The organism is Mycobacterium sp. NGS29 (genome assembly GCF_059812965.1).
Genome location: NZ_JCALDR010000005.1, coordinates 266,337 through 282,208 on the forward strand (window position 1 = coordinate 266,337; position 15,872 = coordinate 282,208).

Consider the following 15,872-nt stretch of genomic DNA (forward strand, 5'->3'; position numbering starts at 1 on the left):
CGCCTCAGATGGCGAACATGTCCTTCCACGTCTTCGGCGCCTTCGACGCGACCAGGTCCGACTGGCGGTAGACCTGACCGTCCGGAGTCATATAGCTGCCGGTCTCCGGGCTGTACTGGGCGAAGACGACGGCCGGCCCGGAGGGTAATCCGTTGCGCCCGAACGCACTTGGTGCGGCTGCGGGTGCCGGGTCCGGCGGCGGACCGGGCGCGGCCGCCGGTGCCGGGCTGGGCGCGCCGGCAGGCGTGTCGAGCGGCGCGATGGGGTCGACCGCACCCATCGGTGAAAGTTGTGCCGGCGGTGGGGCGTTGGGCGGGATCGCCGATCCCCGCGCCGGGCCCAGCCCGGGCGGCATCGGCGTTCCGTCGATCGGACCGAAGATTCTTTCCCGGTTGAAGTTGACCCGGTCGTCCGGCGGGATCCCCTGGGACAGCAGATTCGGGTCCAGCGGGTAGGTGCCGAAGACGTGCTGCCGCATCGCAAGCGGCATGAAAGGCTGGTCGCTGTCGCATATTTCGACCGTCGGCGCCCGCTTGCCGGGATGGCCCATGCACGGGTAGTTGCGGGCGCCGCGGACCCCGATGGGCGAATCCTGGGGCAGCTTGCAGTACAGCCCGTCCGGTGTGTCCATGGTCGTGGTGTCGGCCGGGGACCGCCATTGACTCGGCGGCAGGAATCCGACGGTGCAAGCGGGCGGGTCACTGATGATGAGGTTGAAGGCACCGGTCGCCAAACCGGTAGGGCTGTTGCTGCCGACGAACGATTGGATCGCCGCGACGAACGGTGGGAACAGCACCAGCACCTGCTCAAGGGACGCATGGTAGGTCACCCCGATCTGACCGATCGTGGTCAGGTTCGCCAGCAGCACCGGCAAGGTCGGCTTGATCTGGTCGAGCAGCCGGGACGCCTCGTTGAACGCCCCCGGTCCGTTGTGCAGGACGCTACGAATCTGCGGATCGTTGGTCGCCAGTTGGCCGGTGACACCCGCCAGGCTGTGAGCCCACCGCCGGATACTGTCGGTGGTCTGCGCCTGCGAGTCGAGCAGCGGCGCGGTGTCCTCGGTGAGGCGTCGCGTGCGGTCTGCGACACCGTTGAGGTCGCCGGCTATCCGCGAGGTCGAGTCGAACAGCGACTGAAAGTCGTAACTGGCCCCGTTGAACGCCCGGAACGATTCGTCGAGCAGCTTGGTGAGCTTGCCCTGCGGAATGCTGTTGAGCAGGGCGCTGGTCTGGTCCAGCACCGGCCCGATCGGCTGCGGGGTGCGGGTATTGGTCGCGGCGATGACCGAGCCCTCGCGCAGATAGGGACCCGAACTGGTGCGCGGCCGCAGGTCGACGTACTGCTCGCCCACCGCGGAAAGGCTGCGCACCTCCGCATCCAGGTTCGCCGGTATTTTCGGTGAACTGTCAAGCCGCATAGTTGCTTTCGCGCCCCGCGCAGTGAGCTCGACGCCCGTCACCTTCCCGATCTGCACCCCGCGATAGGTCACGTTGCTGAAGCGGTACAGGTTGCCGCTCTCGGGAAGTTCCAGCGTCACGGTGATCTTGCCGATGCCCAGCAGCGTCGGCGCCTGGATGTAGAGGACGACCATGACGACCATGCCGAGGATCCCGACGATCGCGAAAATCGCGAGTTGGATGCGGATGAAGCGAGTCAGCATCTATCCACCCCCCTGCACCGGAGCGACCACGGGTGGCAACCCGGTAGGCGGCGGCAGCGGACCCTGTTCTGCCGGCGCCGGCGCAGGCCCCAATAGGCTCGGCACACCCGCCGGGGGCGGGCCGGGCGCCGCGGGCGCCGGACCCGGCAGCGGGCCGGGTGCTCCCGGTGCCGCAGCCGGCGGTGGACCCGGCAGGAACGAGCCCGGCGATCCGGGGGGTGCACCGTACCGGAACTGCAGATACTGCGGGTCTCCCGGCGCCGGCACCGGTTCTGCGCCCAACCGCTCCCAGTGGGTGCCGCGCAGGATGCTCTTGCGCAGTCCAGAGTTGGTCAGGTCCAGGATGAAGTTGCCGTTGACGTAGTCGCCACGGACATAGCGATCGATGAAACCCTGGGTGAACGGGAATGTCGGCGCATAGGCGATGGCCTGATCGAGTTCCGGCCCGACATCAGCCAACCCCCGGATCGTCGGCTCGAGATTCCGCAGGTTGTTCACCAGATCCGACCCGGCGTCGTTGACCAGTCTCGTTGCCGTGTCACCGAACGTCCCCAGTTTGTTCAGTGCCGTGGTGAGCCGGGGCCGCTCCCTGATCAGCACGTCCAGTGCCGGCGGAATCTTGTTCAGCGCCCGCGTAATCACGTCACGCTGGCCTGCCAACGTTCCGGTGAGCCGGTTCAGCGATTGGATCGACGCAACCAGATTCTCGCGCTGCGCGTCGAAGGTGCCGATGAAGGTGTCCAACCGGTGCAGCAGATCGCGTATCTCCGCAGGGTGCCCGGAGAGCGCGGCGTTGAAGTTGTTGATGATGTCGCCGATCTGTCCCAATCCGCCGGCGTTGAGGACCACCGACAACGAGGAAAGCGTCTGCTCGGTGGAGGGATAGGTCGAGGCGCGATCGATCGGAATCTTGGCGCCGGGTGGCAACTTGCCGTGCGCTTGCTGACCCAGCGGCGTGTTCAGGGCCAGGTGCATGGATCCCAGCAGGCTGGTCTGTCCGACGCTGGCCACCACATTCTCGGGAATGACCACACCGCGCTGCACCGAGAGTTCGACGTCGGCATGCCAGTTGCGGACGGTCAGCTTGCTGACGCTGCCGACGATCACGTCGTTGACCATCACCGGCGAATTCGCTTCCAGCGTCCCGACATTGGCGATCTCGACGTAGTAGGTGGTGGCATCCGGCCCGCGTCCCACCGCACCGGGTAGCGGCAGCGAGTTCAGTCCGCTGAACGCACACCCGCTCACAGTGAGTATGACGGTGACGGCAATGCCCAGAACCCGGCGAACGGTCCGCGCGGCGGGCGCGGGCGGCGGGCCTTGTCGCCGGGGGGTCATGGGGAATGCCTCTCTGCGGGCAGGAGCAGGTCCGCGGGGCTGTTCGGTACGGGTGGTGGTTGGACGGGCAGGCTCGGTGGTGGCGGCTCCGGCATCGCCGCCCCCGGTATCCGCGCCGGCGGACCGGGCGGTGGCGGATACTCCGGAGTGTCGCCCGGCAGCCCGCTGAATGCCGACACCGCGGGCGGCAATTCGGGGGGCGCTGGCCTCGGGCCTATCCCGCCCGGCTTCAACCGATCCTCGGTGTACACGACATTCTGCGGGTCGAACGCCGGAGCCAGAATCGGGTTGACCGGAATCGGCAGGTAGTTGAAGTTGAACAGCATCAACGGGTTGAACACTTTCAGAGCCGGACTCAGATAGAGACCGCACAGCTTTCCGGTCTCGACCGCGGTGACGTTTTCGATGGCCCCGATCTGTGAGCAGTAGGCGAAGGTCGGATTGCTGAAGTTCTGCAAGCCCACCCCACCGCGGACATTGCCGACGTCCGGGTCATAGTCGTTGTAGCCGTTGGCGATTGCGTTCGGCGCCACGTGCAGCACATTCTGCAGTGCCATCTTGTTGTCGACGAGGATCTGGGTCAGGTCGGCCAGCCGGGTGATCTGCTCGGCGGTCTGGTCCCGGGTGCCTGCGATGAACCGCTGTACTTCCACGACGGCGGTCGACAGGTCGGTCAGTGCCGCATCCAGGGTGGGCTTGTTGTCGTCGAGCACACTGGTCAGGGTGGCGAGCCGATTGTTGAACTGCACCAATTGAATGTTGCTGTCGCGCAAGGCCCCGATGAAGGTCTGCAGGTTCTTGATGATGTCGATGAAGTTGCCGCTGCCGTTGGCGAAGGTTCGTCCCAGCGCCGACAGTTGCGCCAGTGTCTGGCGAAGTTTGTCGCCGTTGCCGCCCAGCGCGTCGGCGGCCGCGTCGATGAACCGCGACACCGCCGGTGTCGATGCTCTGCTGTTGGGTCCGAAATCCGTTGCCAACTTCATCAATTGGTCTTTGATCTCGTCCCATTCGACGGGGGTGGCCGTCCGGTCGACCGGGATCACCGCGCCGTCCTTCATCGTGGCGCCGGCGTTGCGGTAGGCCGGGGTGAGCTGGACATAGCGCGCAGCCACCAGGTTCTGGGCGACGATGACGGCTCTGGCGTCCGACGGGATGGAGATGCCGTGATCGATGTGCATCACCATTCTGGCCTGGGTGCCCCCCGGCTCGATCGACTCGATCGTGCCCACTTTCATGCCCGATACCCGCACGTCGTCGCCCGGATAGATCGCGGTGGCGGTGCGGAAGTACGCGGTGATCGTGGTAGGCCGGAAGAACGTATTGCGGATCATGACCCCGGCGCCGACGACGACGAGCACGACCAACAGGACCGCCAGTGCGATCTTGAAGCCTCGGCGGCGCATCACCGCGACCCGCCCGGATTCATATTGAACGGGAAAGGCAGGAGTGACCGCGGCCCGGCATTGTCCGGTGGCTGACCGGGCGCGCCGTAGGCGCGGAAGCCGAATGCGTAGTCGAACAACCACTGGAAGAACTCGAACTGGAACAGGTTCGGGATGAACGGGTTGTAGTAGAACCCGCTGGACACCGTTTCGCCTTGGGTCAGTTCGAACTTGGCCAAGCCGGGTATCGCTTTGCCGAGGTTGTCTCGATTGCTCTCCAGCATCGCGGTCACCGAGTTCAGCTTCGTCAGCGTGGGCGCCAACTCGGCCTCATTGTCGTGGACCAGACCGGTCAGTTGTTTGGCCACCGCGGACGTGCTGGCCAGCAGCCGCACGATCGCCTGGCGTCGCTCCACCAGCATCGACAGCAGGTCGTCGGCGTTGAGGATCAGCGTGTTCAGTTGCTGGCTGCGTTCGGAAAGAATGTGCGTGACGTCGGCCGCGCCCTTGAGTAGTTGACTGAGCTGCTGGTCGCGGCCGTTGATGGTCGCGGACAGCCGGGTAACGCCGTCGAACGTCGGACCTAGTTGCGGCGCAATCTGATTCAGGGTGGTCGCCAGGGTGTCAAGGGATTGGTTGAGGGAGTCGGTATTGGTTCCCTGGATGTCGGTCGCCAGATCACCGACAGCCTCGGACAGCGAATACGGCGACGAGGTGCGCGACAGCGGGATGACGTCCATCGGGCGCATTTTGCCGTTGCCGGTGGACTCCACGGTGAGCACCCGCTGGCCCAGCAACGACCCGGTCCGGATGTGAGCGGTACTCGACGAGCCGAGTAGCACAGCGCCTTTGACGGTGAACGTCACCAGGACATCGCCGTTCTGCAACTTCATCCCGGACACGCTGCCGACCTTGATCCCCGAGACCGTCACGTCGTTGCCGGTTACCAGACCGCCGGCATCGCCGAACACGGCTTGGTAGCGGACGGCGGTAGCCCGTTGAATCAACGCATCCGGGGACAGCCCGACGGCGATCACCAGCATGATCGAGACGACGCCGAGGAATCCGGCGCGAATGAGCTGTGCTCCGCGGTACTTAAGCATCGGGTTCGGCGCACCTTCCCGTGACTTGGTGCTTGATGCCCACTTCCACCGTCCGGTACTGCAGGTCCGAGACGCGCAGCGACAGTCCGCAGAGGTAATAGGGGAACCAGGCGCCGTAAGACCCCAACCGGGTCAACTTGCGGTAGTTGTTCGGCAACTTGCGCAACGAGATGTCGATGACGTTCTTGTCGTTATCCAACAGCGGCGCAAGCCGATTCAGTTGATCGACGGTGCCGGCCAATGGCGGTCGGGCGCGGGTGAGCAGATCGGCGATGGAGGCGGTGCCGTTGTCCAGGGCGGTGATGGCGGTGCCGATCGTGTCGCGGTCGCCGGCCAATCCGCTGATCAGGCGCTCGAGACGGTCGATGGCGCCGGAGAATTTCGTGCCCTCGGAATTGACGGTGCCGACCACAGTGTTGAGGTTGTCGATCAGCGCCTGGACCGATTCGCTGTTGTCGGCCAATGTATTCGAGAACGAAGATGTCTTGGACAGCAGCGACTGCAGGGTCGAACCCTCGCCCTGGAAGACCTGGATCAGCGACGCGCTGAGCGCATTCACGTCTTCGGCCTTGAGTCCCTTGGTGACCGGCTTCAGTCCGCCCAGCAGCAGGTCGAGGTCGAGGGCCGGCGCGGTGCGATCGATCGGGATCTCGCTGCCGGCCGGCAGCACCCTCGTGTTCCCGGGTCCGTCGAGGAGTTCCAGGTACCGGTCGCCGACCAGATTCAGGTAGCGCACGACCGCTTTGGTGCCGCCGGTGAGCACGACGCTGCGGTTGGCGTCGAATTTGACCAAAACCTTCTTGTCCGCACGCAATTCGATGCTGTTGACGGTGCCCACCCGGACCCCGGCCACCCGCACCGTCTGACCCTCCTTGAGTCGTGACACGTCGGTGAAGAGCGCCGAATACTCATTCGTGGAACCGGTTTGGTACTGCCCGAAGATGAAGAACAACGAGATGGTCAGCAGCACCATGATCACCGCGAAGGCGCCGAATTTGAAGATCATTCCGCGTGAGTTGCTCATCCGGGATCTCCGACCTGGAAGCTGTTGCGCGGCGGTCCGTCGATCGGTCCGTAGAGCAGCTGCTTGAGACCGTCGGAGTTCAGCAGCAGTTGCGGGTTTCCGTACTCCTGCGGGTTGGCGCCGATATCTGCGATCACGAACGGCGGGGCGTGCTCGAAGGGCACCCGCGGCAGATCGTGGCACTGCGGACCGCCGGTCGCAGCCACCTTGGGCAGGTTCGCCGGGTAGCGGTAGCGCTCAGCGCCGAAACCGAGATAGACCAGCACGTTGATCATCGGTTCGGGCAACGCCGCCGCATGCAGGTTCACCGCCATGCCCCCCAGGGCGCACGTCAGCGCCGGGCTGTACTCGTTGGTCAGGTTGGTCGTCGGCAGCAGCAGATGCAGCACATCGGTCAGGCCCTGCCGGTTTCCGCCCACCACTTCGTTGCCGATGTCGGCCAGTCCGATCGAGCTGATCAGGAACGCGTCCAGATTCTGCTGTTCCTCGACGATGGATTTGCTGAGCTGCGTGGCATTCTCAGCCGCCCTCATCAGATCCGGTGCGGCATCGCCGTAGGCGTTGCTCACCGCGGGCAGCACGCTCAGGTCGTGGTTCAGCGCGGGCAGCGCGGGATCCTGGGTGGCCAGGAACGCGTCCAGGTCGGCCAGCGCTTGGCCGATCTTGTGGCCGCGGCCGTTCACCGCCGCCGCGATCGCGCCGAGGGTCTCGTTGAGTTTGGCGGGATCGATCGAACCCAGCAACGACGTCAATTGCTGAAAGACGGTGTTGATCTCCACCGTGACGCCTTTGCCCTCGAGCACCTGATGCGGTTGCAGACTCTGCTGCGAGGGGGTTTCGGGGGGCAGCAACTCGACGAACTTGGCACCGAAGACTGTCGTCGACGCGATGTCGACCAGCACATTGCGCGGAATGAACTGCATTGCTGACGGGTACATCGCCAGGTGCAACACGGCTTGACCGTTGGGCCGCTCTTCGATCCTTTCGACCTTGCCCACCTGAACGCCACGCATCTTCACTTTGGCTTCCGGGTTCATCACCAGTCCCGCCCGCGGCGACACGACGGTGACGGGGATGCTCTCGGTGAAGCTGCTGCTGAACAACCCGATGGCGACGGCGACGATGGCCAGGATCACGCCGATGGTCGCCAAGCCCACCAACGGACTGACATACGCGCGCCTCTCGTTCACCACCCCTCCTAGCCCGACAGGTTGAAGTTGCCGTTGGAGCCGTAGATGGACAACGAGATGAGCAGGGTCACCGACACGACGACGATCAGCGAGGTGCGGACCGCGTTGCCGGTCGCGACACCCACACCGGCCGGGCCGCCGGAGGCGAAGAAGCCGTAATAGGTATGGATCAGCAGGATGGTGATCGCCATCAGGATGGCTTGCAGGAACGACCACAGCAGGTCGATGGGGTTCAGGAAGGTGTTGAAGTAATGCTGGTACAGACCACCCGACTGGCCGAACAGGAACACCGTCGTGAACTGGCTGGCCAGAAACGACAGCGTCACCGCGATGCTGTAGAGCGGCGTGATCGCCAGCATTCCGGCCACGATCCGGGTGCTCACCAGGTAGGCGACCGGGCGGATCGCCATCGATTCCAGCGCGTCGATCTCCTCGTTGATCCGCATCGCCCCGAGCTGTGCCGTCACTCCGGCACCGAACGTTGCGGCCAAGCCGATGCCCGCGACGATCGGCGCCGCGATCCGCACGTTGATGAAGGCGGACAGGAATCCGGTGAGTGCCTCGATGCCGATGTTGCCCAGCGAGCTGTAGCCCTGCACGGCCAGCGTCCCGCCGGTGGCCAGGGTCAGGAATCCGACGATGACCAGTGTCCCGCCGATCATCGCCAGAGTGCCGGCCCCCATGCTGATTTCGGCGATCAGCCGGATGATCTCACGGCGGTAATGGGTGGCGGCGAAGGGGATCGCGCCGAGGGACTTGCCGTAGAACAACGTGTGATCGCCGAATCGGCCCAGGGCACCGACCGGCTTCTCCAGCGTCCGCGCCACCCGCGGATAGGTAGCTCGCAGCGTCACGTGAGTCGTTACCCCCTTTCCGCTACTTGCTCGACATCTTGATACCGATCGCGGTGACGACCACATTCACCACGAACAGCGACATGAACGCGTACACCACCGTCTCGTTGACGGCGTTGCCGACAGCCTTCGCGCCGCCGCCGGAGACGGTCAGCCCGCGGTAGCAGGCGACCAACCCGGCGATCAGGCCGAAAAGCGCTGCCTTGACACAGGAGATGATCACCTCGGGGACACCGGTCAACAGGGTGATTCCGGCGGCGAACGCGCCGGGGTTCACGTCCTGGACGAACACCGAGAAGACATAACCGCCCAGAATCCCGATGATGACGACCAGGCTGTTCAGTAGCAGTGCCACCAGACCCGAGGCCAGCATTCGGGGCGTCACCAAACGCTGAACCGGGTTGATGCCCAGCACCTCCATCGCGTCGATCTCTTCGCGGATGGTTCGGGAACCCAGGTCCGCGCACATCGCGGTGGCACCGGCCCCCGCGACGATCAACACGGTCACCAGCGGACCGACCTGAGTGACCGCACCGAAGGCGGCCCCGGCACCGGAGAGGTCAGCAGCGCCCAGTTCGCGCAACAGGATATTGAGGGTGAAGCTCACCAGAACGGTGAAAGGTATGGCCACCAACAACGTTGGCAAGATCGCGACCCGCGCCACAAACCACGACTGCTCTAGGAATTCGCGCCACTGAAACGGCCGGCGGAAGAGATATTTGATGGCGTCGGCCGACATCGCAAACAGCGCGCCGACGGCCTCCATGGGCTTGGAACCGCGCCCCAGTGAAATACCCGGGGTCCAGCGTTCCGCGCCCTTACTCGCCATAGGTCCGAGATCCCTTCCCGGTGAGCGCAGCGGCGGCAACTGAACTGCGCGACATGCCGATCCGGGCCGCGGGTGTCAGTGACAGCGGGGGCTTAGCAGATGCGACACCGTCAACGACTTCTACCATCCTGCCGACGGTCCCTCCGCTCTGCCGCGTGAGTAGCTGCTGCCGAGACGTAGCCGCCGCACGAAACCCCACGCCTTGACGCGTTTGGCGATTATTGCTCATACCGCGTCCGGTGGGAATGGAAAACGCATAACCGTTATCGGGCATCGGACGTCCTACGTGACCGCGCCGGCGGTCTTGAGTTCGATGATGCGGTCCCAGTCGAGGCCGAGTTCCAACAGGATTTCGTCGGTCTGCTCGGCGAACCCGGGTGCCGGGCCCGTCTGCGGCGCGGTGACATCGAACTGCACCGGATTGGCGACGAGCTCGAGTTCGCCTGCGCGCACGATGTATTCGTTGGATCGAATCTGCGCATCATCGGCAGCTTGCAGGGTGTCCTGCACGGGCGCCCATGGACCCGCCAGCGTCGCGAAACGTTCGCTCCACTCGGCAAGGGTGCGTGTTGCAATGACTTTGGTCAAGATCTCCACGGCTTCTGCTGTGTTCGCAGCGATTTTCTCCGCATCGCTGAAACGCGGGTCGTCTGCCAGTTCTGGGCGATCGATGTGCCGGCACACGTCGGCCCAGAACTTGGTGGGCTGCATCATCACCAGGGAGATATAGCGGTTGTCCGCAGTCGGATACACGCCCACCAACGGGTTGACCGGTGAACCGTGGATGCCCGGCGGCGGCGACATCATCAGCTGGCCCAGATGATTCGTCAACGCCACCGTGTGTCCCAGTGACCACAACCCGCTGCCGAGCAACGACACGTCGACCACCGACGCTTCCCCGGTGCGCTCCCGCTTCAACAACGCCGCAGCGATACCGCCCGCCAGGTTGGTGCCGGAGATGGTGTCGCCGTAGGCGGGTCCGGGCGGATTGATCATCCCGTCGTAACCCATCGGCGTGATGGTGGCGGCCGTACCGGCCCGGCACCAGAAGGCGGTCATGTCATACCCACCCTTGGTCGCTTCGTCACCGCGTGGCCCGAGCGCGCTTCCGCGAGCGTAGACGATGTTCGGATTCACCGCCCGGATGTCGTCGACGTCGATGCCGAATTTCTGCCGGTGGTCGGGCAGGAAGCTGGTCAGGAACACATCGGATCGGCGCGCAAGGTCATACAGCACCTCTTTTCCTTGCGGCACCGACATGTCCAGGCCGATGCTGCGCTTGCCGCGGTTGGCGTGTTCGATGTTCGGGTTGGGGTCGCCCTCGACGCGCAGCATGCCGGTCTGACGCAGGCCTCGCTGCGGGTCGCCGGTGACAGCGTGCTCGACCTTGACCACGTCCGCGCCCCACTCGGCAAGCACTGCGCCCGCCGACGGGACGAAGCCGTACATGGCGACTTCCAGGACGCGGATTCCTTCGAGGGGTTTCAACGCGGGCGCTCCTATCACTGAGACCGCAAGAGACTTGCGGTCCACGAACTCACCGACCGGCCGGTGACCAGCACCCGGCGCGCGAGCACCCCCGACGCGTCCTGCACCGACATGGATGACCCCCTGCCCGGCTGTGTGGTGTGGCGACAGTCACGATAACTTCATTCTCATCCCCGGCGAATCTTACATTCGAGAAGCGAGAACTCAAGAAGTGAGCCGAAGCGTATTACCCTGTCAATCGGCTAAGCGGTCGCTCAGCGTCGCGCCGCCCGCACCCTTTGGTGCAGGCTGCACGCGGTTTGCCGGACAACTTGCCAGCAACTTCCGCCGGAGAGTACGATTCTCATAATTGTAAGGCAGATTCTTTGTGAGTGAGATTGGCAGCGTTGCGACATGAAGACAGCGGTGGTCACCGGCGGCGGATCCGGCATCGGTCTGGCCATCGCGCGGCGACTGCGCGCCGACGGTCGTAACGTCGCCGTCATCGACCTCAAGGAAGCCGAGGACGACCTCTCGTTCACCGCGGACGTGACCGATCGGTCGCAGGTGGACGCTGCGCTGTCGGCGATCCGCGACCAGCTGGGACCGGTCGCCATCCTGGTCAACGCAGCCGGCCTGGACGGCTTCAAGCGCTTCAACAAGATCACCTTCGACGAATGGCGCAAGGTCATCGACGTCAACCTCAACGGTGTCTTCCACATGACCCAGGCGGTGCTGCCCGACATGGTGGAGGCGGGGTGGGGGCGGATCGTCAACATCTCGTCGTCGAGCGCCCACTCGGGTCAGCCCTTCATGGCGCACTACGTGTCCGCCAAGTCCGCGGTCAACGGACTCACCAAGTCGTTGGCGCTCGAATACGGGCCGAAGGGCATCACGGTCAACGCCGTGCCGCCCGGCTTCATCGACACCCCGATGCTGCGCAACGCCGAAACCCAGGGGTTCCTGGGTGATGTCGAGGAGAATATCGCCAGGACCCCGGTGCGCCGGATCGGCCAGCCCGAGGATATCGCCGCCGCGTGTGCCTTCCTCACGTCGGACGAAGCCAGCTACATCACGGGTCAGATCCTGGGTGTCAACGGCGGCCGAAACACCTGAACACACAGCCGACAGACATTTCGAAGGAGGACGGGTGAAGGTCTGGGTGGATGCCGAACGCTGCCAGGGACACACGCTGTGCGCGATGATCGCACCGGATTCGTTCGAGCTCAGCGACATCGACGGGAGCTCCTCGGCGGTCAACGAGGTGGTTCCCGAAGACCAGCTCGAGCAAGTGCGGGAGGCCGCGCAGTCCTGCCCCGAGCAAGCCATCATGCTCACCGACTGAACTGGGAGACAGCGCTTTGAGTGTGGACGACGCGATAGACAGCGACAGCGATCGCAAGAAGAACAGCTACCACTTCGATCGGCACTCCGCGGAGTACCGATCGCAGTTCAAGAGCATCACCGAGGAGATGCACGCCAAGTGCCCGATGGCGTGGACGGAGACCTACGGCGGGCACTGGGTCGCGGCCGGCAGCCATGAGGTGTTCGAACTGGCCCGCTGTCCCGCGGTCTCCAACGATCATGACATCCACGGCGAACGTCGTGGCTACAAAGGGATTTCGATCCCGACGGCCAGACGGGTCAGCGTGGTGCGCGGGGGCATCCTGGAGATGGACGACCCCGAGCACCGCACCTACCGGACGGTGCTCAATCCGTATCTGTCACCGGCCGCGGTCAAGCGCTGGGCACCCTTCATCGATGACGTCACCCGCGCGTGCGTCGACGAGAAAATCGAAAGCGGCCACATCGATTTCGTCGACGACCTGGCCAACATCGTGCCCGCCGTACTGACCCTGGCGATGCTGGGCATTCCGCTCAAGAAGTGGAATATGTACAGCGAGCCGGTCCATGCCGCGGTGTACACCCCGGAGCACTCCCCCGACATCGAGCGCGTCACCGAGATGCACCGCAACATGGGCCTGGACATGGTCAACAACATGATCGAAATCCGCGAGAATCCGCGTCCCGGCATCGTGAATGCGTTGCTGCAGATGCGAATCGACGGCGAGCCCGCTCCCGACCTGGAGATACTGGGTAACCTCGGGCTGGTGATCGGCGGCGGATTCGACACCACCACGGCGTTGACCGCCCATTCCCTGGAATGGCTCTCGGAGCATCCCGACGAACGAGAACGCCTGCGGCGCGAGCGCGAGACGCTACTCGACCCCGCCACCGAAGAATTTCTGCGTTACTTCACGCCGGCACCCGGCGACGGCCGAACCTTCTCGGAGGACACCGAACTCGACGGCACTCGATTCAAAGAGGGTGAACGGCTGTGGATCTCATGGGCGATGGCCAACCGCGACCCCGCGGTGTTCCATGACCCGGACGAGGTGGTGCTGGACCGTAAAGGCAACCGGCACTTCAGTTTCGGCATCGGCGTGCACCGCTGCGTCGGATCCAATGTGGCGCGTACGGTGTTCAAGTCGATGCTCAATGCGGTGCTGGACCGGATGCCCGATTACCGGTGCGACCCCGATGGCGCGGTCCACTACGAGACCATCGGCGTGATTCAGGGGATGCGCAAGCTACCGGCCAGTTTCACGCCCGGGCCGCGACTCGGCGCCGGCCTGGACGAGACGTTGGAGAAGTTGCAACGCATCTGCGAGGAGCAGGAATTGGCGCGTCCGGTGACCGAGCGCAAAGAGGCCGCCGTCATCGACTGAGCGGACCATGCCCGCGGTGTCGCCGAGCGTGCAACGCTGGTCACCCTCGGCGCCGAAGTGGACGGCTACCCGCGAGGTAAACCCAGCACCCGCTGGGCGATGATGTTGCGCTGAATCTCCGACGTACCGCCGGCGATCGTGCCGGAGAAGCTGCGGGCGTACCGCTCGAACCAACTCGCGAAATAGTGGTCGAGATTCATCGGCGCGTACGGCCCGGTCAACGCCGGATGCACCAGACCGTCCCCACCCGCCGCGGCCAACGCGTACTCGGAAATCCGCAATTCCGCTTCGGAACCAAGAAGTTTCAGTACCGAGATGGCCGACGTGTCGTCCTCGCCGCGCGACGCACGAGCCAGCGCCACCGACCCCAACAGGCGCAGTGCCTGCTTGTCCATGATCGTGGTGGCGTACTGGTCGCGGTCCAATGCGGAGCTGGGCACGAAGTCGGCGAGCATATTGTCCATCCGGTCGGCGAACCCCAGCCACATCATGGTGCGTTCGTGCCCCAGCGAGCCGTTGGCCACCCGCCAGCCGCCGTTGAGCTCACCGACCAGGTTCTCGGCCGGCACCTTGACATCGGTGAAGAAGACCTCGTTGAAATCCAGGTCGTCGGCGGCGCAGACCGACGCGAAGGGCCGACAGACCACGCCCTCGGTGTCGGTGGGGATGACCAATGCGCTGATGCCCTTGTGTTTCGGCGCGTCCGGGTCGGTCCGGACAAACGTCAGCAGGACGTCGGCATCGTGGGCGCCCGACGTCCACACCTTCTGCCCGTTGACCACGAAGTGGTCGCCGTCCAGCACCGCCCGGGTGCGCAACGACGCCAGGTCGGAACCTGCACTGGGCTCACTCATACCCAGTGACGCGGTGAGCTCGGCTCGCAGGATGGGCACCGCCCAGCGTCGCTTCTGCTCGTCGTTGCCGAACGAAATCAGCGATGCGGCAACGATATTGACACCCTGCGGGTTGAGGCTGTGGTAGATCCGGCGGCGGCACAGCTCCTCGAGGTAGACGTACTGCTGCAGCACGGTCGCATTGCGGCCCCCGTACTCGGGCGGCTGGGTCGGCAGTAGCCAGCCGTTGTCGAACAGCAGCCGCTGCCAGCGCCGCGCCCAGGCCGGCATGTGAGACACCGATCGGGGTCGCTCGGTGCATTCCCTGGCGTCCGGCAGATTGTCGTCGAGGAACGCCGAGAATTCCGCCCGAAACTGCTCGACCTCGGTATCAAAAGTCAGCTGCACGGTACTCCTCGGCGATCTGGGCTCGATGCTCCGCGGCACCCCCGAGCATCAGCTCACCGGCCTTGGCCCGTTTGAGCGCAAACTGCACATCGTTCTCCCAAGTGAATCCCATTGCGCCGTGCAGTTGCAGGCCGTGCCGGAACACCAGCGACTGACACTCGCCGGCTGACGCCTTGGCCATCGCGGCGGCCAGCCTGCGGCGCGGGTCGTCCGCGGAAATCGTCAGTGCCGCAAAGTAAGACAGCGACCGGGCCCGCTGAACAGCCACATGCATGTCGGCAGCTTTGTGTTGCACGGCCTGGAATGAGCCGATCGGAACGCCGAATTGGTGCCGGCTGCGCACATGTTCGAGGACCATGTCCAGGATGCGCTGGCAGGCTCCGACCATGGTGATGGCCATGCCCGTCAGCGCGGTGTGTCGCGCTCGCTCGCGGTCGGTGTTGAGTCGGTCGCCGTCGGGCACCCGCACCTCGCGGAACGAGAGGTCGGCGACGTGCAGCACCGGATCGAAGACCGATTCCCGTCGCGCCGACAGCTGGTCGGTGGCTACGAGGAACACTCCGGCTTCGGTCACCACCGCCACCTGGTCGACCCGGTCACCGTCGAGGACGTGACGAGCGGTGCCGTCGAGCACCCACCCCTCGGCGTCGCGCCGGGCGGTGACTCCGCTGTAGACCGCGGTGCCGGACTGGCCCGGGTCGAATCGGTCGCCGGCCAGCGGCGCGAATTGACTCAGCGTCGCCAGGAACGGGGTGGGGTCGGTGGCGTGGCCGAGCGCCTCGAGCACAATGGCCAGCTCGACGGCGCTGGCCGGGTCGTTGAGTTCGGTCCAGCCGAGTTCGCGGTACAGCTTCCACAACGGTTCGGTGTCGGCGCCGTCTTCGGCCACACTGCGCACCAGTGACGGCGGACATTGCTTGGCCACGACGTCGCGCACCGTGTCCTGCCAAAGCCGCTGATCAGCATCGAACTCCAACAGCATCCGGGCCGCCTCCCGTCGGGATTATCTAGCGAGAATAACATTCTCTTTGATGGAAGTAGTAATCTCAAAATCG

General features: G+C 64.8%; 14 protein-coding genes. 3 read left to right on the plus strand and 11 right to left on the minus strand.

Annotation, left to right across the window (positions count from 1 at the left end; genetic code table 11):
• Positions 1–4 precede the first annotated feature (4 nt).
• From AC5Y5Z_RS09655 to AC5Y5Z_RS09695, 9 genes are all read right to left on the minus strand, one after another.
• Positions 5–1,660 (minus strand): MCE family protein, encoded by a 1,656-nt coding sequence (locus tag AC5Y5Z_RS09655; protein ID WP_499924849.1) that lies wholly within the window; start codon positions 1,658–1,660, stop codon positions 5–7.
• Positions 1,661–2,998: an MCE family protein gene (locus AC5Y5Z_RS09660; protein WP_499924851.1), complete on the minus strand. Its 1,338-nt coding sequence runs from the start codon at positions 2,996–2,998 to the stop codon at positions 1,661–1,663.
• On the minus strand, positions 2,995–4,401 hold the full coding sequence (locus AC5Y5Z_RS09665) for an MCE family protein (protein ID WP_463827279.1): 1,407 nt from the start codon (positions 4,399–4,401) through the stop codon (positions 2,995–2,997). Before AC5Y5Z_RS09665 ends, AC5Y5Z_RS09660 begins: the two co-directional genes overlap by 4 nt.
• Positions 4,401–5,483, minus strand: coding sequence for an MCE family protein (locus AC5Y5Z_RS09670; RefSeq protein WP_463827278.1), 1,083 nt, complete (start codon positions 5,481–5,483; stop codon positions 4,401–4,403). The genes AC5Y5Z_RS09665 and AC5Y5Z_RS09670 overlap by 1 nt, the downstream gene beginning before the upstream one ends.
• Positions 5,476–6,507, minus strand: coding sequence for an MCE family protein (locus AC5Y5Z_RS09675; protein ID WP_463827277.1), 1,032 nt, complete (start codon positions 6,505–6,507; stop codon positions 5,476–5,478). The genes AC5Y5Z_RS09670 and AC5Y5Z_RS09675 overlap by 8 nt, the downstream gene beginning before the upstream one ends.
• Positions 6,504–7,697 (minus strand): MCE family protein, encoded by a 1,194-nt coding sequence (locus AC5Y5Z_RS09680; protein WP_499924856.1) that lies wholly within the window; start codon positions 7,695–7,697, stop codon positions 6,504–6,506. Before AC5Y5Z_RS09680 ends, AC5Y5Z_RS09675 begins: the two co-directional genes overlap by 4 nt.
• Before the next feature lie 8 nt (positions 7,698–7,705).
• A complete protein-coding gene (locus tag AC5Y5Z_RS09685) occupies positions 7,706–8,551 on the minus strand; it encodes an ABC transporter permease (protein ID WP_463827275.1) in 846 nt (281 codons plus the stop codon).
• 22 nt (positions 8,552–8,573) lie between these two features.
• Entirely contained in the window at positions 8,574–9,380 is an 807-nt protein-coding gene (locus AC5Y5Z_RS09690) for an MlaE family ABC transporter permease (protein ID WP_463827274.1), read from the minus strand.
• Positions 9,381–9,662: 282 nt separating this feature from the next.
• Positions 9,663–10,868 (minus strand): CaiB/BaiF CoA transferase family protein, encoded by a 1,206-nt coding sequence (locus tag AC5Y5Z_RS09695; RefSeq protein ID WP_499924858.1) that lies wholly within the window; start codon positions 10,866–10,868, stop codon positions 9,663–9,665.
• 393 nt (positions 10,869–11,261) lie between these two features.
• Between AC5Y5Z_RS09695 and AC5Y5Z_RS09700 the strand changes: the two genes are divergently transcribed.
• The 3 genes from AC5Y5Z_RS09700 to AC5Y5Z_RS09710 are packed head-to-tail and all read left to right on the plus strand — an operon-like array spanning position 11,262 to position 13,576.
• Positions 11,262–11,963: an SDR family NAD(P)-dependent oxidoreductase gene (locus tag AC5Y5Z_RS09700; RefSeq protein WP_463827272.1), complete on the plus strand. Its 702-nt coding sequence runs from the start codon at positions 11,262–11,264 to the stop codon at positions 11,961–11,963.
• A gap of 34 nt (positions 11,964–11,997) precedes the next feature.
• Entirely contained in the window at positions 11,998–12,192 is a 195-nt protein-coding gene (locus AC5Y5Z_RS09705) for a ferredoxin (RefSeq protein WP_463827271.1), read from the plus strand.
• Between the two features lie 16 nt (positions 12,193–12,208).
• Complete coding sequence (locus AC5Y5Z_RS09710; protein WP_499924861.1) at positions 12,209–13,576, plus strand: cytochrome P450; 1,368 nt, start codon at positions 12,209–12,211, stop codon at positions 13,574–13,576.
• Positions 13,577–13,641: 65 nt separating this feature from the next.
• Here the strand turns inward: AC5Y5Z_RS09710 and AC5Y5Z_RS09715 are convergent, their stop codons facing one another.
• Both AC5Y5Z_RS09715 and AC5Y5Z_RS09720 read right to left on the minus strand, forming a co-directional pair.
• Positions 13,642–14,817: an acyl-CoA dehydrogenase family protein gene (locus tag AC5Y5Z_RS09715; RefSeq protein ID WP_499924863.1), complete on the minus strand. Its 1,176-nt coding sequence runs from the start codon at positions 14,815–14,817 to the stop codon at positions 13,642–13,644.
• Positions 14,801–15,799, minus strand: coding sequence for an acyl-CoA dehydrogenase family protein (locus AC5Y5Z_RS09720; RefSeq protein ID WP_499924865.1), 999 nt, complete (start codon positions 15,797–15,799; stop codon positions 14,801–14,803). Before AC5Y5Z_RS09720 ends, AC5Y5Z_RS09715 begins: the two co-directional genes overlap by 17 nt.
• Positions 15,800–15,872 lie beyond the last annotated feature (73 nt).